General features: G+C 61.4%; 22 protein-coding genes and 1 other RNA gene. 15 read left to right on the forward strand and 8 right to left on the reverse strand.

Translation table 11 applies throughout. The features are described 5' to 3' along the window. Positions 1 to 158: 158 nt before the first annotated feature. The 4 genes from ACSQ2Z_RS09025 to ssrA all read right to left on the reverse strand — a co-directional run bounded on the left by ACSQ2Z_RS09025 (position 159) and on the right by ssrA (position 1,723). Complete coding sequence (locus tag ACSQ2Z_RS09025) at positions 159 to 380, reverse strand: ribbon-helix-helix domain-containing protein (RefSeq protein WP_436080890.1); 222 nt, start codon at positions 378 to 380, stop codon at positions 159 to 161. A gap of 105 nt (positions 381 to 485) precedes the next feature. Next, positions 486 to 692 (reverse strand): DUF4169 family protein, encoded by a 207-nt coding sequence (locus ACSQ2Z_RS09030; protein WP_436080891.1) that lies wholly within the window; start codon positions 690 to 692, stop codon positions 486 to 488. 25 nt (positions 693 to 717) lie between these two features. After that, a complete protein-coding gene (locus tag ACSQ2Z_RS09035) occupies positions 718 to 1,236 on the reverse strand; it encodes an SspB family protein (RefSeq protein WP_436080892.1) in 519 nt (172 codons plus the stop codon). Between the two features lie 123 nt (positions 1,237 to 1,359). Beyond that, positions 1,360 to 1,723: a transfer-messenger RNA gene (gene ssrA / locus ACSQ2Z_RS09040) on the reverse strand. Positions 1,724 to 1,977: 254 nt separating this feature from the next. Here ssrA and ACSQ2Z_RS09045 point away from each other — a divergent pair. The 8 genes from ACSQ2Z_RS09045 to ACSQ2Z_RS09080 all read left to right on the forward strand — a co-directional run bounded on the left by ACSQ2Z_RS09045 (position 1,978) and on the right by ACSQ2Z_RS09080 (position 8,447). Next, positions 1,978 to 2,772 (forward strand): thymidylate synthase, encoded by a 795-nt coding sequence (locus tag ACSQ2Z_RS09045; protein ID WP_436080893.1) that lies wholly within the window; start codon positions 1,978 to 1,980, stop codon positions 2,770 to 2,772. 60 nt (positions 2,773 to 2,832) lie between these two features. Then, positions 2,833 to 3,438 carry a glutathione S-transferase family protein gene (locus ACSQ2Z_RS09050; RefSeq protein WP_436080894.1) on the forward strand — a complete coding sequence of 202 codons (606 nt, stop codon included), beginning with the start codon at positions 2,833 to 2,835 and terminating at the stop codon, positions 3,436 to 3,438. Beyond that, entirely contained in the window at positions 3,431 to 3,946 is a 516-nt protein-coding gene (locus ACSQ2Z_RS09055; protein WP_436080895.1) for a dihydrofolate reductase, read from the forward strand. The genes ACSQ2Z_RS09050 and ACSQ2Z_RS09055 overlap by 8 nt, the downstream gene beginning before the upstream one ends. A 150-nt stretch (positions 3,947 to 4,096) precedes the next feature. Then, on the forward strand, positions 4,097 to 5,203 hold the full coding sequence (gene hflK, locus ACSQ2Z_RS09060) for an FtsH protease activity modulator HflK (RefSeq protein ID WP_436080896.1): 1,107 nt from the start codon (positions 4,097 to 4,099) through the stop codon (positions 5,201 to 5,203). Next, complete coding sequence (gene hflC / locus ACSQ2Z_RS09065; protein WP_436080897.1) at positions 5,200 to 6,120, forward strand: protease modulator HflC; 921 nt, start codon at positions 5,200 to 5,202, stop codon at positions 6,118 to 6,120. The genes hflK and hflC overlap by 4 nt, the downstream gene beginning before the upstream one ends. Before the next feature lie 8 nt (positions 6,121 to 6,128). Beyond that, a complete protein-coding gene (locus tag ACSQ2Z_RS09070) occupies positions 6,129 to 6,314 on the forward strand; it encodes a DUF2065 domain-containing protein (protein ID WP_436080898.1) in 186 nt (61 codons plus the stop codon). Positions 6,315 to 6,317: 3 nt separating this feature from the next. Further along, positions 6,318 to 6,704: an ACT domain-containing protein gene (locus ACSQ2Z_RS09075; RefSeq protein ID WP_436080899.1), complete on the forward strand. Its 387-nt coding sequence runs from the start codon at positions 6,318 to 6,320 to the stop codon at positions 6,702 to 6,704. Between the two features lie 216 nt (positions 6,705 to 6,920). Continuing rightward, a complete protein-coding gene (locus ACSQ2Z_RS09080; protein WP_436083032.1) occupies positions 6,921 to 8,447 on the forward strand; it encodes a DegQ family serine endoprotease in 1,527 nt (508 codons plus the stop codon). Between the two features lie 13 nt (positions 8,448 to 8,460). Here the strand turns inward: ACSQ2Z_RS09080 and ACSQ2Z_RS09085 are convergent, their stop codons facing one another. Both ACSQ2Z_RS09085 and serB read right to left on the reverse strand, forming a co-directional pair. Next, positions 8,461 to 9,045: a GNAT family N-acetyltransferase gene (locus tag ACSQ2Z_RS09085; protein ID WP_436080900.1), complete on the reverse strand. Its 585-nt coding sequence runs from the start codon at positions 9,043 to 9,045 to the stop codon at positions 8,461 to 8,463. Beyond that, a complete protein-coding gene (serB, locus tag ACSQ2Z_RS09090; protein WP_436080901.1) occupies positions 9,042 to 9,929 on the reverse strand; it encodes a phosphoserine phosphatase SerB in 888 nt (295 codons plus the stop codon). Before serB ends, ACSQ2Z_RS09085 begins: the two co-directional genes overlap by 4 nt. Between serB and miaA the strand changes: the two genes are divergently transcribed. Further along, positions 9,928 to 10,836, forward strand: a complete 909-nt coding sequence (miaA, locus tag ACSQ2Z_RS09095) for a tRNA (adenosine(37)-N6)-dimethylallyltransferase MiaA (protein ID WP_436080902.1) — start codon at positions 9,928 to 9,930, stop codon at positions 10,834 to 10,836. The genes serB and miaA overlap by 2 nt on opposite strands. Before the next feature lie 40 nt (positions 10,837 to 10,876). Here miaA and ACSQ2Z_RS09100 read toward each other — a convergent pair whose 3' ends face one another. Continuing rightward, positions 10,877 to 12,931, reverse strand: coding sequence for an ATP-binding protein (locus tag ACSQ2Z_RS09100; protein WP_436083033.1), 2,055 nt, complete (start codon positions 12,929 to 12,931; stop codon positions 10,877 to 10,879). A gap of 326 nt (positions 12,932 to 13,257) precedes the next feature. Here ACSQ2Z_RS09100 and ACSQ2Z_RS09105 point away from each other — a divergent pair, with 326 nt between their 5' ends. Together ACSQ2Z_RS09105 and ilvN are read left to right on the forward strand one after the other, a co-directional pair. Beyond that, entirely contained in the window at positions 13,258 to 15,069 is a 1,812-nt protein-coding gene (locus ACSQ2Z_RS09105; RefSeq protein ID WP_436080903.1) for an acetolactate synthase 3 large subunit, read from the forward strand. A gap of 22 nt (positions 15,070 to 15,091) precedes the next feature. Continuing rightward, complete coding sequence (gene ilvN, locus ACSQ2Z_RS09110; RefSeq protein WP_436080904.1) at positions 15,092 to 15,664, forward strand: acetolactate synthase small subunit; 573 nt, start codon at positions 15,092 to 15,094, stop codon at positions 15,662 to 15,664. Between the two features lie 42 nt (positions 15,665 to 15,706). Here the strand turns inward: ilvN and ACSQ2Z_RS09115 are convergent, their stop codons facing one another. Continuing rightward, positions 15,707 to 16,552 (reverse strand): aldo/keto reductase, encoded by an 846-nt coding sequence (locus ACSQ2Z_RS09115; protein WP_436080905.1) that lies wholly within the window; start codon positions 16,550 to 16,552, stop codon positions 15,707 to 15,709. 198 nt (positions 16,553 to 16,750) lie between these two features. Here ACSQ2Z_RS09115 and ACSQ2Z_RS09120 point away from each other — a divergent pair, with 198 nt between their 5' ends. Genes ACSQ2Z_RS09120 through ACSQ2Z_RS09135 form a run of 4 tightly spaced genes read left to right on the forward strand, consistent with a single transcriptional unit; the run spans position 16,751 to position 19,016 of the window. Beyond that, positions 16,751 to 17,344 (forward strand): LysE family translocator, encoded by a 594-nt coding sequence (locus tag ACSQ2Z_RS09120; RefSeq protein WP_436080906.1) that lies wholly within the window; start codon positions 16,751 to 16,753, stop codon positions 17,342 to 17,344. Positions 17,345 to 17,366: 22 nt separating this feature from the next. After that, entirely contained in the window at positions 17,367 to 18,002 is a 636-nt protein-coding gene (gene nthA, locus ACSQ2Z_RS09125; protein ID WP_436080907.1) for a nitrile hydratase subunit alpha, read from the forward strand. Beyond that, the gene (gene nthB, locus ACSQ2Z_RS09130) at positions 17,999 to 18,658 is read left to right on the forward strand and encodes a nitrile hydratase subunit beta (protein WP_436080908.1); all 660 of its coding nucleotides are present in this window, start codon (positions 17,999 to 18,001) and stop codon (positions 18,656 to 18,658) included. The genes nthA and nthB overlap by 4 nt, the downstream gene beginning before the upstream one ends. After that, positions 18,645 to 19,016, forward strand: coding sequence for a nitrile hydratase accessory protein (locus ACSQ2Z_RS09135; protein WP_436080909.1), 372 nt, complete (start codon positions 18,645 to 18,647; stop codon positions 19,014 to 19,016). Before nthB ends, ACSQ2Z_RS09135 begins: the two co-directional genes overlap by 14 nt. Positions 19,017 to 19,170: the final 154 nt, after the last annotated feature.

Below are 19,170 nucleotides of genomic sequence, written 5' to 3' on the forward strand. Positions count from 1 at the left end.
TGATCAGCCTGATGCGGCGGCGCGCCTTTGCCGGTCGGCGACGATAGATGACCCGTTGGCGGCGGTCCGCCCATCACCAAGGGCACGACATTGTGCGGTTGAATGGCACGCGGCGTCGAGTTCCGGCCCGGCAGGCCGCACGCCGAGGGTCATCGACCCTAGGTATAGTGTCCGTGGGTCTTGATCCAGTTCAGCACGTAGACCCTGAGCGCCGAGGAGAGGTTGCTGCCGGCGAGGCGTGCGTCGTCGATCTCGGCGATCAGTTGCGCAAACGCGATCTTCCGGCTGTCGGCAATCGTCTTCAATTCCAGCCAGAATGGCTCTTCCAGCGAGAAGCTGGTGCGGTGGCCATGCAGTGTTGCGGAGTGCTTGCGGATCAACGATCGTGCCTTCAGAAAATGATTCAGGTCGTTTGGCTTTTGATTCCGGGAAGCTGTTTAACCCGTTGATCTGGCGTGGAAATGACGATCGGTGCCAAGGGCGGGCTAAGACCGATCGTCGCTCTCGTCCGGCGTCTTTTCGCGTCGGCCCTGTTCGTGGGCCTTGCCGGCCTTGTCGTTCAGCGCCCGGGTCAGATCCTTCTCGACCTTGGTCCGGCCGAAGGAGATGCGGTTCTGCTCAGCGTGCTTGTCCTTTTCCGTCCGCGCCTTCTGCTTGCGGAATTGACGGAGATTGACGACGTCGCCGGTCATGGGGAACCTGTCTTGAAGAATGGGTTCAGTTCTTCTTGCGGAAAGAATCGAGCGAGATCACCGAGCCGCCCTCCCTCTTGCCGTCTTCGCCGGACTTTGCCGCGGCATCGGTCTCGGTCTCGCCCGCCTTGTCCGATTGCGCGATCGGATAGGCAGTGATTTCGGCGCCTTCGTCCTCTTCGGCAGCGGCGACATCGAACTCCAGTTCGAAGTTGACGGAAGGGTCATAGAAGCCGCGGATGGCGTTGAACGGGATGACCAGCTTTTCCGGCGTATCGGAGAAGGAGAGGCCGATCTCGAACTGGGTTTCCGAGACCTTCAAGTCCCAGAACTGATGCTGGACGACGATCGTCATCTGCTCGGCATATTTGGCCTTGAGGTGCTGGGAGATGCGCACGCCCGGAGCACCGGTGAGGAACGTGATGAAGAAGTGGTGATCGCCGGGAAGGTGACCTGTGGCTGCGACTTCGGTCAAGACCTTGCGAATGACGCTGCGAAGCGCGTCCTGCGCGAGAATGTCGTAGCGGATATGGTCTTGGCCCATAAGATCCCCGTCTTTCTTGTAACTCAACTCTGTCACACTCTATGCCGTCTGCTCGCTTAGCAGGAAAGTCCTCGCATACGAGTCAGTTGCATCATCTATAGACCATTTCAAGGCAGGGGAGAAGGTGAAGGCTTCTGTTGCCAGGTGCCTTCGGACCCCGCCTAAGAGTGCGACCCCTTAGGACTTGATTTGAAGTGTCACACCGCGATTAAGCAGCGAGACGAGCTTCCGCATAGTTGTCGTTTGCAACTACAATTTTAGCCCGATAACGGTGGTACAATGCCGAGCGAAAAGTCGATCTTTACACCCTTGTCGATCCTATTTCGCCCCCATCAAAAGCCGGTCCGTTCGTGTCCGACCGGTTTTTGGTGGAGGCGCCGGGTACCGCCCCCGGGTCCAATAGGTTTATTTCACCGCCTGTTTATCGCTATAGCCGCCCGAAGACGGCATGTCACATATAGGTCGTAAAAGGTCCCAAGAAAAGGGGTTTGCGGGAAAATACACTGTATCGCTGCTGCATGGCCTGGCAGTAGGCCTTCGAGGCAGCGTTCGGCGTGAAAAAACGCTTGCTGCAAGTTTTCCATAAAGGAAGATGGTGCGCGACATTTTATTATCTGGCGGCAAAACAACTCGGCGAGTTGGTGGCGCTCCGATCGCACCCTTGGGAAACCCGGGATTTACCGATTGGTTCGCCAGCGACTTGCGCCTATTTTAGCGCTAAACGAATCGGCGGCGGACCCAATGAAACAGTATCTCGATCTTTTGCGTCACGTGATGGACACCGGCTCCGACCGCGGCGACCGGACGGGAACAGGCACACGCTCCGTGTTCGGCTACCAGATGCGCTTTGATCTGGCCGAGGGCTTTCCGGTCCTGACGACCAAGAAGCTGCATCTCAAATCGATCATCCACGAACTGCTCTGGTTCCTTAAGGGCGATACCAACATCGCCTATCTCAAGCAAAACGGCGTCAATATCTGGGACGAGTGGGCCGACGAGAACGGCGACCTCGGCCCCGTCTACGGCTATCAGTGGCGATCCTGGCCGACCCATGACGGCCGCCATCTCGACCAGATCGCTGCCCTTGTCGCGGGCCTGAAAAAGAACGCGAACTCCCGCCGTCACATCGTCTCCGCCTGGAACCCGGCGCTGGTCGACGAAATGGCGCTGCCGCCCTGTCACTGCCTGTTCCAGTTCTACGTTTCGGACGGCAAACTGTCCTGCCAGCTCTATCAACGCTCGGGAGATATCTTCCTCGGCGTGCCCTTCAACATAGCCTCCTATGCGCTGTTGACCCTGATGGTGGCGCAGGTTTGCGACCTTCAACCCGGCGATTTCGTCCATACGCTCGGGGATGCACATATCTACCGAAATCACTTCGACCAGGTTCGCGAGCAGCTGACCCGAACGCCCAAGCCTTTGCCGAAGATGCACTTGAACCCGGATGTGAAGGATCTATTTTCCTTTAAATTCGAAGACTTCGATCTGACCGGCTATGAAGCCGATGCGCATATCAAGGCGCCGGTTGCGGTGTGATGCAGACAAGCGTGGCGCGCTGACAACGTCGCCGGCAGCGGAACGGTCGGGGAGGACCACATGCTGACATTGATCCATGCGCCCATGTCGCGCTCGGGCCGAATTCTATGGCTGCTGGAGGAACTCGGGGCGGAATACGACGTCCGTTACGTCTCGATCCGCCGCTGGGACGGTTCGGGCGGGCCGGACGACAACAATCCGCATCCGCACAAGCAGGTTCCCGCTCTTCTGCATAACGGGTCGCTGGTCACTGAGTCGACGGCGATTGCGCAGTATCTGACCGAACTTTATCCGGATTGCGAGATGGGGCGGCCGCAGGGCCACCCCGAGCGGGGCGCGTATCTGTCCTGGCTTGCCTACTACGCCGGTGTGATCGAACCGGTGGGGAGCGCCTTCATCAGCGGCCTGACGCAGACCAGTCCGGAGCTTGCGAAACGCTACCAGGATATGTGTGCGTACGTGGTCGCGACGCTTGACAAGCAGCCCTATCTGCTTGGCGAGCGGATCAGCGCCGCTGACCTCATGCTGGGTGGCGCGCTCGCCTGGATGCGAACGCTGTTGCCGGAAAGCATATGCGTCGATCGCTACGTGCAGACATTGACATCACGGCCGGCGCTTGTCCGTGCCCGCGAGATCGACAGCAAGCCGGACGGATTTCATGACTGAGGCCAAGGTTACAATCGTCGTTGCCGTTTCGGCGAACGGGGTCATCGGGCGGGATGGCGGACTTCCCTGGCACCTGCCGACCGATCTCAAGCGCTTCAAGGCGCTGACGCTCGGAAAACCGGTGATTATGGGGCGCAAGACCTGGGCATCGATTGGCAGGCCCTTGCCGGGGCGGCCCAACATCGTCATCAGCCGCGATCCGGATTTTCGTGCCGAAGGTGCGACAGCCGTCCGCTCGCTGGACGAAGCCGTCACATTGGCACGGCAGCAGGCAAGCGCACTTGGGGCCGACGAAGTCTGTGTCATCGGAGGTGGCGAAATCTACCGGCAGGCGATGAGTGCCGCCGACATCCTGCATATCACGGAAGTGGCTGCCGAAGTGGATGGCGACACGCGCTTTCCGCCGGTCGATCCCGGCACTTTCGAAAAGATCGTCGATGAGCCGCTGCCGCGGGGCGAAAAGGACAGCCATGCCATGCGGTTCTCGACCTGGCGGCGCAAAAGCTGAGCAAAGATAACTATTTTGCCGGATTTACGGTGAAGTTGGATGCACTGCGTTGAAAGCCGTTCTGGAGATACCTATAACGGGTTCACATCACGGCCAGCGGCGTGTCCGCAGGGTGTCGATCCTGGAATTTTTTTCGTGGAAGAGGTATGAATGCCCTGGAGCAATCAGAACGGCGGCGGCGGCGGTCCTTGGGGCGGCGGCGGCGGAAATAAGGGGCCTTGGGGCCAGGGGCCGAACCGCCCGCGCGGCGGTGGCCGCGGCAATGGCGGCCCACCGGACCTGGAGGAAATCTTCCGCCGGGGACAGGATCAGCTGAAAAATGTTGTTCCGGGCGGTTTCAACGGTGGCGTTGCTGCCATCATCGGCCTTCTCATCGTCGGTTTCGTGCTGATCAATTCGATCTACACCGTCCAGCCTGACGAGCGCGGTGTCGAAATGCGGTTTGGCAAGCCCAAGGACGAAATTTCCATGCCGGGCCTGCACTACCATTTCTGGCCGCTTGAAAAGGTCGAACTGGTCAAGATCACCGAGCAGCAGCAGAATATCGGCAGCAAGTCCAGCCTGGCGAGCCAGTCGTCGGCCGGCCTGATGCTCTCCGGCGACCAGAACATCGTCAATGTGCAGTTTTCCGTGCTCTTTTCCGTGACCGACCCGAAGGCCTATCTCTTCAACGTCGAGAACCCGGCAGAGACGCTGCAGCGGGTTGCTGAAAGCGCCATGCGCGAAGTCGTCGGCCGCCGTCCGGCGCAGGACATCTTCCGCGATAATCGCCAGGCGATCGCGGCGGACGTGAAGACGACCATCCAGGCGACGATGGATGCCTACGCCGCCGGCATTTCCGTCAACACGGTTGCCATCGAAGACGCAGCACCGCCGCGCGAAGTGGCCGATGCCTTCGACGAAGTGCAGCGCGCCGAACAGGACGAAGACCGGTTTGTCGAAGAGGCCAACCAGTATTCCAACCAGGTGCTCGGCAAGGCGCGCGGTCAGGCCGCACAGATCCGGGAAGAGGCGGCGGCCTACAAGGGCCGTGTCGTCAAGGAAGCGCAAGGTGAGGCGCAGCGCTTCATCTCGGTTTACGACGCCTACGCCAAAGCGCCAGACGTGACGCGCAAGCGCCTCTATCTCGAAACCATGCAGAGTGTCCTCGGCAAGTCGAAGAAGGTCATTCTCGACGAGAGGAACGGGCAGGGCGTCTTGCCCTATCTCCCGCTCAATGAAATCGGCAAGCCCGCGCAGTCGGGAGGGGCCCAGTGATGAACAACCGTCTCCCTTATATTCTGATCGCTCTCGCGCTTGTCCTGATGACGGCCTATTCCTCCGTCTTCATCGTCAACCAGCGTCAGCAGGCGATCGTCGTTCGTTTCGGCGAGATCAGGGACGTCAAGAGCGAGCCGGGCCTCTACTTCAAGCTTCCCTTTGGCTTCATGGATGCCGACCGCGTGCAATATGTCGAGAGGCAGGCGCTGCGCTTCGACCTCGACAACATCCGTGTTCAGGTCTCCGGCGGCAAGTTCTATGAAGTCGATGCCTTCGTGGTCTACAAGATCTATGACGCGCAGCGCTTCCGCGAAACGGTTTCCGGCGACCGGGAATCGGCGGAATCGCGGCTGCGCACCCGCCTCGACGCTTCGCTGCGCCGGGTCTACGGTCTTCGCGGCTTTGAATCCGCACTTTCCGAAGAGCGGGCATCGATGATGCGCGAAGTGCGCGCCGACCTGAAGACCGATGCCGAATCGCTCGGTCTCAACATCGAGGATGTCCGTATCCGCCGGACCGATCTGACGCAGGAAGTCTCGCAGCAGACTTTCGAGCGGATGAAGGCCGAGCGTCTGGCGGAAGCCGAGCTGATCCGCGCCCGCGGTATCGAGAAGGGCCAGACGCGCCGCGCGGTCGCCGACCGGCAGGTGGTCGAGTTCGTCGCCGAAGCGCAGCGCGATTCGGAAATCCTTCGCGGTCAGGGCGAGGCCGAGCGGACCGCCGTCTTTGCCGATGCCTTTTCCCGCGATCCGCAGTTCTTCGAGTTCTATCGCTCGATGGCGGCATATGGCACTGCGATCGGCAGCCCGGATACGACGCTCGTGCTGTCGCCAGACTCGGAATTCTTCCGCTATTTCAATAGCTCGGATGGGGCAGCCGTGCCGCCCGCCACTCAGCCCGCGACAGGAAACTGATCAGTGCAATGAGTGATTTTCTGACGGGAATTGCATTTTTCCTGATCATCGAGGGGCTGGTGTACGCACTGGCCCCTTTGGTTTTGGTGGAAATGGCGAAACGCTTGCCCCATATTCCGGAGCAACAGTTGCGGCTGTTCGGACTTGTCTCCATCGCCATCGGCGTGGCACTTGTGTGGATGGTTCGAGGATAGGAAATGACACATAAACTGCTGATCCGTCTGGTGGACGCCGAATATGCGATCACCCGGCTCAACATCGGGACACCATTGCCGGAATGGTTGATGGGGCCGGGGTTCTGGACCGTATCGAGTTCGCGCGAGGAGATGACGCTGGTCTGTCGGGCCGCTCGCATTCCGCCCGGCGTCCAGTCATCCGGCGGCTGGCGCTGTCTGCGCATCGAGCAGCATTTCAGCTTCGATGTCCCGGGCGTGCTCGCCTCCGTGCTCAACCCTCTGTCGGAGGCGGGCGTCGGCATCTTCGCCAATTCGACCTTCAGCACCGACTATGTCTTCATCATGGGTTCGGACCTCGACAAGGCCGTGGCGGCGTTGAAGGCGCATGGCCACGAGATCACGACCTGAGCCGGCGCGCGGCCGATCAGCTTTTCCGCGCTAACGAAAAGATGACTGGACGCGTCCCAAATCGGCCTTATCTTCAGACAGAATTTAGGTCACATTGTGCGGTGGAAGTCTGGCGAGGATGCGATCCCGCAGCTGCCACACGCGCCGGCACGAACAACCTCCTGCCGGTCGGTCTTTCTCCGGCGTGCCACCCCTAATCGAGAGGACCCCATGGGTTTGTCCATCCGCGCTTCCTTCCTCCGCACCGTGACGCTGGCGGCGAGCGCCGCGCTCATGATGAATTCTGTGTCGCTGCCTTCGTTCGCCGAACCACAGACGAAGGCGCCCGTGGCACAGCACGGTCCGGAATCGGTCGCCGACCTCGCTGCCGGGCTACTGGATGCCGTCGTCAACATATCGACTTCGCAGAATGTGAAGACCGACGACCAGGCGCCAATGCCGCAGGTGCCGGAAGGCTCCCCCTTCCAGGATTTCTTCGATGAGTTCTTCAAGGGCCAGGGCGGCGAGGGCGGCAATCGCCAGCGCACCGTCAACTCCCTCGGCTCCGGCTTCGTCATCGATCCCACCGGCTTCATCGTCACCAACAACCATGTGATCGAGGGCGCCGACGACATCGAGGTCAATTTCGCCGATGGCACCAAGCTCAAGGCAAAGCTGATCGGCACCGACACGAAGACCGACCTTGCGCTTTTGAAGGTGGAGCCGAAGAGGCCGCTGGCCGCCGTTCCGTTCGGCGATTCCCGCCAGATGCGCATCGGCGACTGGGTGATGGCGATCGGCAATCCATTCGGGCTTGGCGGGACGGTGACCGTCGGGATCATCTCGGCGCGCGGCCGCAACATCAATGCCGGGCCGTATGACAACTTCATCCAGACGGACGCGGCCATCAACAAGGGCAATTCCGGCGGTCCGCTATTCAACATGAAGGGCGAGGTGATCGGTATCAACACGGCGATCATTTCGCCGAGCGGCGGCTCGATCGGCATCGGGTTTTCCGTGCCGACGGAACTGGCGCAGAACATCATCAACCAACTCAAGGAATTCGGCGAAACCCACCGGGGCTGGCTCGGCGTGCGTATTCAGCCGGTGACGGACGAAATTGCCGAAAGTCTGAAGATGGAGATGCCGAAAGGAGCGCTCATTGCCGGTATCATCAAGGGCGGACCGGTCGATGGCGGCCAGATCAAGACGGGTGACGTGATCGTCAAGTTCGATGGACGCGATGTCGTCGAAATGCGCGACCTGCCGCGTGCTGTCGCCGAAAGCCCGGTCGGCAAGGCCATCGATGTCGTTGTCATTCGCGACGGCAAGGAGATGACCGTCAAGGTGACGCTCGGCCGTCTCGAGGATAGCGAAAACCTCGCAGGGGCGGAGGCGGATAAGAACCCGCAAACCCAGGAAGGAACCGACCAGGCCGAGCCGCCGGCAGCAGACCTGCCGGCATCCGGCATCGTGCTCGGCATGAAGCTCGCCGTGCTCGACGCGGAAAGCCGCAAGACCTACGGCATTTCAGAGGATGTCGAGGGTGTCGTCATTGCCGAGGTCCAGCCGCAGTCGGCGGCGGCCGAGCGGCGGATTACGCCGGGCGACGTGATCGTCGAAATCGGCCAGGAGGCGATGAAGACGCCGGAGGACGTATCGGCGCGGGTCGAGGAACTGAAGGCCGACGGCCGCCGCAATGCGCTGTTGATGATTGCCAACAAGGCGGGCGAGTTACGGTTCGTCACCGTGCGGATGGAGTAGCTGTCTCATTCGTCTATCGCGAATGGAGGTTTGAAGGCGGGCCGCGCGCCAGCCATTCGTTTCGGCTGATGGCATAGAGCACATGTCGCTTGAGCTGCGGCGCCGTGTCCGGCACCCGAGGATGTTCGAAGTCGCGCGCCGGGTCTCGCCGCATGCCGATGCGTTGCATCACCGCCGTCGAGCGCGTGTTGTTTACCACCGCGAAGGAGACGATTTCGGCAAGGCCGTGCTTTTCGAAGCCATGCCTGAGCATCGCTTCCGACGCCTCCGTGACGTAGCCCTGGCGCCAGAAACGAGCGGCCAGCCGCCAGCCGATTTCGACCGTGCCGTCTGGCAGGAACGGCTCAAGATCGGTGCGGGCGAGCCCGAGAAATCCGATCGGCTCATCCGTGTCCCTGAGCGCCAGTGCGAAAAAGCCGAGCCTGGTCTCGCGGATCCGGCGCTGGACTTCGTCCATCAGAGTGTCGGATTCCTGGCGCGAGCGCCGGCGCGGAAAGAACTCCATGACCTTCGGATCGGCATTGATTTCGGCAAAGAGCGGCCGGTCTGTCTCCAGCCAGTTGCGGATGCGCAGCCGCACCGTTTCGAGGACGATCAAAGGATGAAATCCGTTTTCCTGTAGCCCTGGATATAGAGAAGGGCGGTAAGGTCGGCGTGATCGATGCGGATTTTCACCTGCGAGGAGACGACAGGCTTTGCATGCAGGGCAACGCCCGATCCGGCGAGATGCAGCATGCCGAGGTCGTTGGCGCCATCGCCGACGGCAAGTGCGTCAGCCGTCGAAATGCCGAGCCGGGTGGAGATATCAATGAGCGCATCGACCTTGGCCTGCTTGCCGAGGATGGGCTCGGCAACAGTGCCGGTCAGGTAGCCGCCTTCTTCGAGGAGGATGTTGGCGCGGTTTTCGTCGAATCCGAGGATTTCGGCGATCGGGCGGGTGAAGACGGTGAAACCGCCGGAGACGAGGGCGGTGTAGTAGCCCTTGGCCTTCATGGTCGCGATGAGCTCCTTGCCGCCTGATGTTAGCGTGATGCGCCTGGCGATGACATCGGCAATGACGGTGACCGGCAGGCCCTTGAGCAGAGCGACGCGCTCGATCAGCGCCGGTTCGAAGGCGATCTCGCCGTTCATGGCGCGCGCCGTAATGGCGGCGACCCTGTCCTTGAGGCCGACTTCGGCGGCAAGCTCGTCGATGCATTCCTGGCCGATCATGGTCGAATCCATGTCGGCGATCAGAAGCTTCTTGCGGCGTGTCTCGGCCTGCTGGACGATGACGTCGACCGGCGCATCGCCGACGACGCCGCGCAGCAGCGCTTCCTGCCAATCGGGATTGGCGCCATCCTTCAGCGCGATGTCGCAGGCGATACCGTCGGCGAGCCAGTAGAGGCCCGACGCGTCGACGGCGGCCGCTGCCTCTTCGGCGAGTACCGGTGTCAGAACGGGATTTGACGGATTGGCAACAAGCGTGGCAACGAAGGCCATGATGAAAAACCTTGAGATTGGACAGGACGCGATCCTGATAACCGGGCCGACCGCCAGCGGCAAGTCCGCTTTCGCCGTGGAAATGGCGAAGCGGCATAATGGCGTGGTCATCAATGCCGACAGCATGCAGGTTTACGATACACTGCACGTGCTGACGGCACGGCCGTTCGAACAGGATATGCAGGGCATTCCGCACCATCTCTACGGTCATGTTCCGGCGTCGCAGCACTATTCCACCGGCGAATGGTTGCGCGATGCGGTCAAGGCCTTGGAGGCCGTACGCGGCGAGGGGCGCATTCCTGTTTTCGTCGGCGGCACCGGGCTCTATTTCAAGGCTCTGACCGGCGGCCTGTCGGACATGCCTGCGGTTCCGGCCGTCATACGCGACGATGTCCGCAAGCGGCTGCAGGCAGAGGGGGCCGAGGCGCTGCACGCCATCCTCTCGCAAAAGGACCCGCAAACCGCCGAGACCTTGCGGCCGGGTGACGGCCAGCGCATTGCCCGGGCGCTTGAAATCTTCGAAGCGACCGGGCAGTCCATCCGAGTCTTCCAGGCGCAGCAGGGGCCGGTCGCCATCGATCCGGAAAAAGCGCTGAAAATCGTCGTCCTGCCGGAGCGTGACGTGCTGCGCCAGCGGATCAACCGGCGCTTTGCCCAGATGCTGGATGGTGGTGCCGTCGAGGAGGTCGAGGCTTTGCTATCCCTTGATCTGAAGGCCGAAATGCCGGCGATGAAGGCGATCGGTGTGCCCCAGATTGCCGCCATGCTGGCCGGGACGATGACGAAGGCCGAAGTGATCGAAACTGCCTCCGCCGCCACCCGCCAATATGCCAAGCGGCAGATGACATGGTTTCGCAATCAACTGGACGAGACCTGGCTGCGCTGGGATCCGGACGCTGGCTGTTGAGACCGCTTCCACGCGACGGAGCCGCCAAACCGGGAATGATCTATTTGCGAATGATGCTGCTTAGCGGTTTTTTCAGGAGGCTTTCGCGCAGAGATGGGCGGGGCAGGTCCGATCCGGGCTGGGCAAAGCTTGGGGCGACGCGCGGCGGTGGCGCCTGGTAAGGCTCCGGTTTCGGTTGAGCTGGAAGATCTTCCGAAAGCAATTGATTGCGGATCTGGTTGAAGCGCTCAAGTTGTGGATTGACCGGCTCCGTGCGCGGCAGCATGGCGGGGTTGTATGGTTCGATGGCTGGCGTGGACGGCTCGTCCTGGGGCTCTGCAGTCAACCCTGGATGCTTGTTGCTATCGGTGACGGGCTGGGTCGGGCCTCCAAGATCCTCATCGAGCCCGAGGCTGGCCGAATAGGCCTGCTGGAAGCTTGAGATGTCAGGGCCATTCAGGGCGCGCATCCGTGCCACCACCGAACGCAGATCGACAGTGTCGGGGGTTTCGTCCGTTGCCTTGACGGCGGCGCCATGGGCTTTCGGCAGGTTCTTTTCCTCAACACGGGTAAAGCGCATGCGCATCGGTACGGCGACCGCCTCGCCGAAGGCGATCGCTTCGCCGTTGCCGATCGAGGAGATGAAGCTCGTCGAGGAAATTGACGAGTTCGGGATGGCCGAGCGGATGATGTCCTGGTCCCGGTCATTGGAAAGGCGCATGGCAAAGACCGTCGAGCACTGCGACAGGATGGTCGGATCGAGTTCGCCGGGGCGCTGCGTGACGACGCCGAGCGAGACGCCGTATTTGCGGCCTTCCTTGGCGATGCGGGCGATTGCCTGACGGGTCGGAACGAAGCCCAGGCTGGCATCGGCCGGGACATACCGGTGGGCCTCTTCGCAGACGACCAGCATATGGACGCCGCCATTGCTCCAGAGACCGATTTCGAACGCCATCCGGCAGAGTACCGATGCGACGGAATTGACGACTTCCGAGGGGATGCCGGCCAACTGGAACGTCGTCACCGGCCTGCCGTCTCCCGGAATCCGGAAGATCTTGGCGATCGTCTCGAGGATGGTATCGGTGATGGTGTTCGACGAGAACATGAAATTGTAGCGCGGGTCATTGATGGCACCGATCACCTTGACCTTCAGCGAGCGCAGATGTGGTTTGTCACTGCGGCCTTCCAGCCGCCCGATGCGCTCATCGATCAACGCCAGCAGGTCGGCCATACGGTAGGGGACCGGGGTGTCGGCAGTGATCGAGCTTTTTTCGCTGGTCCGGCGGGCAAGGCCGCTCTCCGCCGAGCCCTTGAACGCCTTCTTTGCCTCCGGAATGACGTCGCGCAGGATATCGAGCTCTTCCGGAACGGGTGGCCGGCCGCGGAAGATCACTTCTGCGAATTCCTCAAGCTTCATCAGCCAGAAGGGCAGATCGAGGTTGTCCGTGTCGACGACGACGGCAATATCGGGAAAGGCGGCGGCGAATTCATTATGCGGATCGAGGATCAGCACACGCAGCTTCGGATCCGCCGTGATCGCCTTGCGCAACAGCAGGCTGACGGCCGTCGACTTACCGACGCCGGTGGTGCCAACGATAGCGAAATGCTTGGACAGCATCGAGGGCACATGGATGGCGGCATCGAGGCTTTCATCCTGGGTGAGCTTGCCGATGACGCAGACATCGTTTTTGCCCGTGTCATAGATGCGGGCAAGGTCGGAGGAGCGGATGCGGTGGGCGATGGCGCCGAGATGGGGATATTGACTGATGCCGGCGGAAAATTCCTCGCGCCCGGAAGCGCCGATATGGACTTCGCCCATCAGTTCGACTTCGATGCGGAAGACGTTGTCGAGCTCCTCGCCCCACTCATTGGTGGCGGTCTGCATCGAATAGACGAGGGCGACGACGCGGTTGTTGAGGACACTTATCGAGATCAGCCTGCCGACGGACCACAGTTCGGTCAGGGAGGTCTCACCCTTTTCGGCAATGGCAGCAACCGTTGCCCGCGACCCGCTGCACGCGACAACGCGACCGAGGAAGCGATTGCCCCGTGTCAGAGCATCGCGCCGGTCCTGTTCTCCGGCACTGATCGACGAATGAAGGTCACTGTTCAACAATGCGAAACCTCTGGTCACGAGTTCGCTACATTATCGGACGGGATTTAATAAGTTGTTTCTTGGGCTTGGGCTAATTTGTGCCGTTTTGGACCCGTGCCGGTTGTTTTCGGGAAAGGCGTTGACGGGGTCTGCATTTCTGGTTATCACTGCGCCCCATGAAAAAGATCGTTGCTATTCTTGTGGTGGGACGGCGCATGGGCAGGATGGTGTAACCATCCGGCGATAGCCACCCATGCGCAAACACGAGGCCCTCACCGGGCCTTTTTTTATGCCTTCAAACACGATACTCACAGCCAAAATCGCGAAACATGGACGGAAACAGGCCAATGAGCGGCACAGAAAATCAGATGCATGGCAACCAGATGCAGGATAATCGCATGACTGGGGCGGAAATTGTTCTTCAGGCGCTGAGGGACAATGGCGTGGAGCATATTTTCGGCTATCCAGGCGGTGCCGTCCTGCCGATCTATGACGAGATCTTCCAGCAGGACGATATCCAGCACATCCTCGTGCGCCATGAGCAGGGCGCTGGCCACATGGCCGAAGGCTATGCCCGCTCGACCGGCAAGGTCGGCGTCATGCTGGTAACGTCCGGTCCAGGTGCGACCAATGCCGTCACGCCGCTTCAGGACGCGCTGATGGACAGTATCCCGCTTGTCTGCCTGACCGGCCAGGTGCCGACATCGCTGATCGGCTCGGACGCCTTCCAGGAATGCGATACCGTTGGTATCACGCGGCCCTGCACCAAGCACAACTGGCTGGTCAAGGACGTCAACGAACTGGCCGGCGTCATCCACGAAGCCTTCCGCATCGCCCAGTCCGGCCGCCCGGGCCCGGTCGTCGTCGATATTCCCAAGGACGTCCAGTTCGCCACCGGCACCTATACGCCGCCATCGGCCGTCAAGGTACAGCACAGCTATCAGCCGAAGGTGCAGGGCGACATGCGCCGCATCGAGCAGGCGATCGAGTTGATGAAGGGCGCCCGTCGCCCGGTCATTTATTCCGGCGGCGGCGTCGTCAATTCCGGTCCTGAAGCCTCGCATCTGCTCCGTGAACTGGTAGAGCTGACTGGCTTCCCGATCACCTCGACGCTGATGGGACTGGGCGCCTATCCGGCCTCGGGCAAGAGCTGGCTCGGCATGCTGGGCATGCACGGCACCTACGAGGCCAACATGGCGATGCATGACTGCGACGTCATGGTCTGCATCGGCGCCCGTTTTGACGACCGCATCACCGGCCGTCTCAATGCCTTCTCGCCGAATTCGAAGAAGATCCATATCGACATCGACCCGTCCTCGATCAACAAGAATGTCCGTGTCGACGTACCGATCCTCGGCGATGTCGGCTCCGTTCTGGAGGACATGGTTCGCCTATGGCGCGCGTCCACTGCCAAGGATGCTGACAAGGGCCGCCTCGAAGACTGGTGGGCCAGCATTGCCCGCTGGCGGGCACGCAATTCGCTCGCTTACAAGCCGAGCGACGACGTCATCATGCCGCAATACGCCGTCCAGCGGCTGTATGAACTGACCAAGCACCGCGATACCTACATCACGACCGAAGTCGGCCAGCATCAGATGTGGGCGGCGCAGTTCTACGGTTTCGAACATCCGAACCGCTGGATGACCTCGGGCGGCCTCGGCACGATGGGTTACGGCTTCCCGGCGGCAGTCGGCGTGCAGGTCGCGCATCCGGAAAGCCTCGTCATCGACATTGCCGGTGACGCCTCGATCCAGATGTGCATTCAGGAGATGTCCTGTGCCGTGCAGTATAACCTGCCGGTCAAGATCTTCATCCTGAACAACCAGTATATGGGCATGGTGCGCCAGTGGCAGCAGCTGCTGCACGGCAACCGCCTGTCCAACTCCTACACAGAAGCCATGCCCGATTTCGTCAAGCTGGCGGAAGCCTATGGCGGCGTCGGCATCCGCTGCGAAAAACCGGGTGAACTCGATGCGGCGATCCAGAAAATGATCGATAGTCCCGCGCCGGTGATCTTCGATTGCCGCGTCGCCAATCTCGCCAACTGCTTCCCGATGATCCCCTCGGGCAAGGCGCATAACGAGATGTTGCTGCCGGACGAAGCCACGGACGAGGCGGTCGCTAATGCGATCGACGCCAAGGGCCGCGCGCTGGTTTGATGAATAGGAAAAGGACAAGATCATGAACGCACATCTTCAGCCGACCGGCTCCGCCTATTTCATCGCCAAGGAAACCGAGAAGGCGGAAAACCACACGCTTTCGATCCTCGTCGACAACGAGCCGGGTGTTCTCGCCCGCGTCATCGGCCTGTTTTCCGGCCGGGGCTACAATATCGAGAGCCTGACCGTCTCGGAAACAGAACACCAGACGCACCTGTCTCGCATCACGATCGTCACGCGCGGCACGCCGCATGTGCTGGAGCAGATCAAGGCACAGCTGGAGCGCATCGTGCCGGTTCACCGCGTCGTCGACCTGACCGTTCGGGCCGCCGAGCTTGGCCACGACCGGCCGATCGAGCGCGAAGTGGCGCTGGTGAAGGTTAGCGGCGACGGCGAGAGCCGGGCGGAAACGTTGCGCCTGGCCGACGCCTTCCACGCCAAGGTGATCGACGCGACGCTGGAGCACTTCATCCTCGAAATCACCGGCAAGTCGTCGAAGATCGACCAGTTCATCGCCATCATGAAACCGCTCGGCGTCATCGAGGTCTGCCGCACCGGCATCGCGGCGATGAACCGCGGTCCGCAGGGAATGTAAGACGATGCGGAAGGCCGGCGACCTTGCGCGCCGGCATTTCGTCTAGATCATCTCCAGCGGCATCTTTCCTGCCGGTGGCGGGAAAACCTGGTCGAGTGTCGCAAGATCGTCCACGGTCAGATGCACCTCGACGGCTGCCCGGTTTTCGCGCACCCGCTCCGGCATCCCGGTCTTCGGGATGACGATGACGCCGGGATTTCTGATCAGGAAGGCAAGGGCGATCTGGGCGACGGTTGCCTGATGGGCCTTGGCGATATGAATGAGGTCCGGATGGCGCAGGAGCCGGCCCTCGTCGAGCGGCGAATAGGCCATGACCGGCATGCCGCGAGCCTGGCTGTCCTTCAGAAGATCATATTCGATGCCGCGGCGGTTAAGATTGTAGAGCACCTGATTGGTCGCGACGTTGCCGCCGCCCGGCACGGCGAACAGTTCCTCCATGTCGTCGGAATCGAAATTGGAGACGCCCCAGGCGCTGATCTTGCCGGCCTGCCGCAGCGCCTCGAAGGCTTCCACGGTTTCTGAAAGTGGGTAGCGGCCGCGCCAATGCAGCAGATAGAGGTCGATATGATCGGTGCCGAGCCTTTTCAGGCTCGCCTCGCAGGCTTTGACGGTACCGTCGCGGCTGGCATTGGTGGGCAGGACCTTGCTGACGATGAAGGCGTCGCTGCGCCGGCCCCTGATTGCCTCGGCAACGACCCGTTCGGCGCCGCCCTCCGCATACATTTCCGCCGTGTCGATCAGCACCATGCCGAGGTCGAGCCCATGTCGCAGGGTCCTGGCTTCTTCGGCGGCGCTCGCCTTGCGCTCGCCCATGTGCCAGGTGCCCTGGCCGATGACGGGAACAGTCCGGCCGTTGGGAAAGGTGGTGGTCGGAATGGCGTCGCGCATCTGAATCCTCTTTGACTTGCAGGCTGGCCCAGTCGTATGAACGGTCGATGTCTCATTTAAGGCGTATCGTTGCGGCGCAAAGACCGTGTGTCAAAAACGATGACGCCCGATAGCTCCTGCTTCTTGTCACCGTGACAAGTTTCGGGTGGTCCTTCCTGATAGGTCAGCTAGATTGACCTAAAATTTCGGGAGGATTCCATGCAGGCCGACACACTTGTCGCGTTGTTTCTCTTTGCCTTCACGACATCGATCACGCCGGGGCCGAACAACATGATGCTGTTCGCATCTGGGGTGAATTTCGGCTTTGCCCGCACCATCCCGCATATGTTCGGCATCGGCGCAGGATTCCTGTCACTGCTCGTTGCCGTCGGGCTTGGGCTTGGCGCACTGCTGCATTCCGTGCCGCTCCTTTATACCGCGCTGAAGCTCGCGGGCGGCGCCTATCTCGTCTGGATCGCCTGGAAGATCGGTACGTCGCGAACCTTGTCCGAAGGGAAAACCGGCGCCGTGCCGATGACCTTCCTGCACGCGGCCGCCTTCCAGTGGGTCAATCCGAAGGCCTGGGTGATGGCGGTGACGGCGATGGCGACCTACACCAACGAGCAGAGCTATCTCTTCAGTGTCGCGGTGGTTGGCGTCATCTTCGCAATCGTCAACGTGCCAAGCGTCTCGACATGGGCCGGTTTCGGCTCGGCATTGCGGCAATGGCTGTCCGATCCGGTTCGGCTGAAATGGTTCAATATCACCATGGCGGTCTTGCTCGTCGTTAGCCTTTGGCCGATGCTGAAATGAACAGGGTAGCGGAATCAAAACCATGACCTCTCACTCCCACGACAATCACGACGACGATCATCACGACAACCATTTTTCCGATATGCGGGCGCGGGTGAAAGCGCTGGAGACGGTGCTGACGCAGAAGGGGCTGATCGACCCGGCGGCTATCGACGCGATCGTGGAGACCTACGAAACGAAGGTCGGTCCGCGCAACGGTGCCCGTGTCGTTGCCAAGGCCTGGAGCGAGCCGGATTTTGCCGATTGGCTGGCCCGCGACGCAACGGCGGCGATCGCCAGCCTTGGTTACACCGGGCGGCAGGGAGAGCACATGCGGGCGGTGTTCAACACGCCGGAGACGCACAATCTCGTCGTCTGCACGCTGTGCTCCTGTTACCCCTGGGCGGTGCTTGGGCTGCCGCCGGTCTGGTACAAGGCGCCGCCTTACCGTTCACGCGCGGTGATCGATCCGCGTGGCGTGCTTGAGGAATTCGGGCTAACGCTGCCTGATACCAAGAAAATCCGAGTCTGGGATTCGACGGCGGAGCTGCGCTATATCGTCATTCCGGAGCGGCCGGTGGGATCGGAGGGGCTCGACCAGGAGGCGCTCGCCGATCTGGTGACACGCGATTCGATGATCGGCACGGGGCTGGCGAAACCGGGCGGAGAACGGCCATGAACGGCGCGCAGGATCTTGGCGGCCAGCACGGAATGGGTCCGGTCGCGCCGGAAAAGGACGAGCCCTATTTCCATGCCGAATGGGAAAAACGCGCGCTCGGGCTGACGCTTTCCTGCGGCGCCTTCGGCGCCTGGACGATCGATGAAAGCCGGCATGTCCGCGAAAGCCTGCCGCCCGCGACCTATCTTGCCGCCAGCTACTACGAAATCTGGATACGGGCACTGGAAACGCTGCTAAAACGGCATGGGTTCGTCTCCGCCGCGGAACTAGCCGAGGGCCGCATGCTGGAAAAGGGCAGGGCGCCGAAGCGCATCCTGACGGCCGATATGGTGCCCGGCGTGCTGGCAAAGGGTAGTCCCTGCGACCGGCGCGTGGCCGAGGCTCCGGTCTTTGCCGTGGGTCAACGGGTGCGGACCCGCAATTTCAATCCGGAAACCCATACGCGGTTGCCGCGTTATGCTCGCGCCAAGACCGGTATTGTCGAGGCGGTGCAGGGCTCGTTCGTCTTTCCCGACGACAATGCGCACGGCAAGGGCGAAAACCCGCAATGGGTGTATACGGTCGTCTTCGACGCCGTCGAAATATGGGGCGAGGGTGCCGATCCATCGTTGACGGTTTCGATCGATGCCTGGGAGAGCTATCTTGAACGCGCATGACCCTTCAAACCTTGTGACGGGTTCGCCGGGACTGCCGAAGTCACGGGAGGGCGATCCGGTCTTTGCCGAGCCATGGCAGGCCGAAGCCTTCGCCATGACCGTGCGCCTGCATGAGAAGGGCGTGTTTTCCTGGAGCGAGTGGGCCGAGGCGCTGTCGCGGGAACTTTACAAGCCCGGCCGTTGCGCGGACGGCAGCGATTATTTCGATTGCTGGGTTGCGGCTCTGTCGCGCCTGGTGACGGAGCTGTCGATCGCTTCCGAAGCGCAGCTCGATCATCTCACCCGACGCTGGCAAAGAGCGGCGGAAGCCACGCCGCACGGACAGCCGATCCTGCTGGAAAACGGTCCGGCCACCTGAGGCGCGGGGCGCGGATTATGAAATCAAAGACGCCCTGGCTGGTTTGCCCCTCCCCCTGACCTCTCCCGCAGCGGGGAGAGGGAAAACGGAGTGTGCGCCTGTTCCTTCTCCCGTCCACGACGGTGAGAAGCTGAAGCCAGATGGGACTGGCTGC

Source organism: Pararhizobium sp. LjRoot235 (assembly GCF_964254145.1).
In the GTDB taxonomy this organism is placed as follows: domain Bacteria; phylum Pseudomonadota; class Alphaproteobacteria; order Rhizobiales; family Rhizobiaceae; genus Pararhizobium.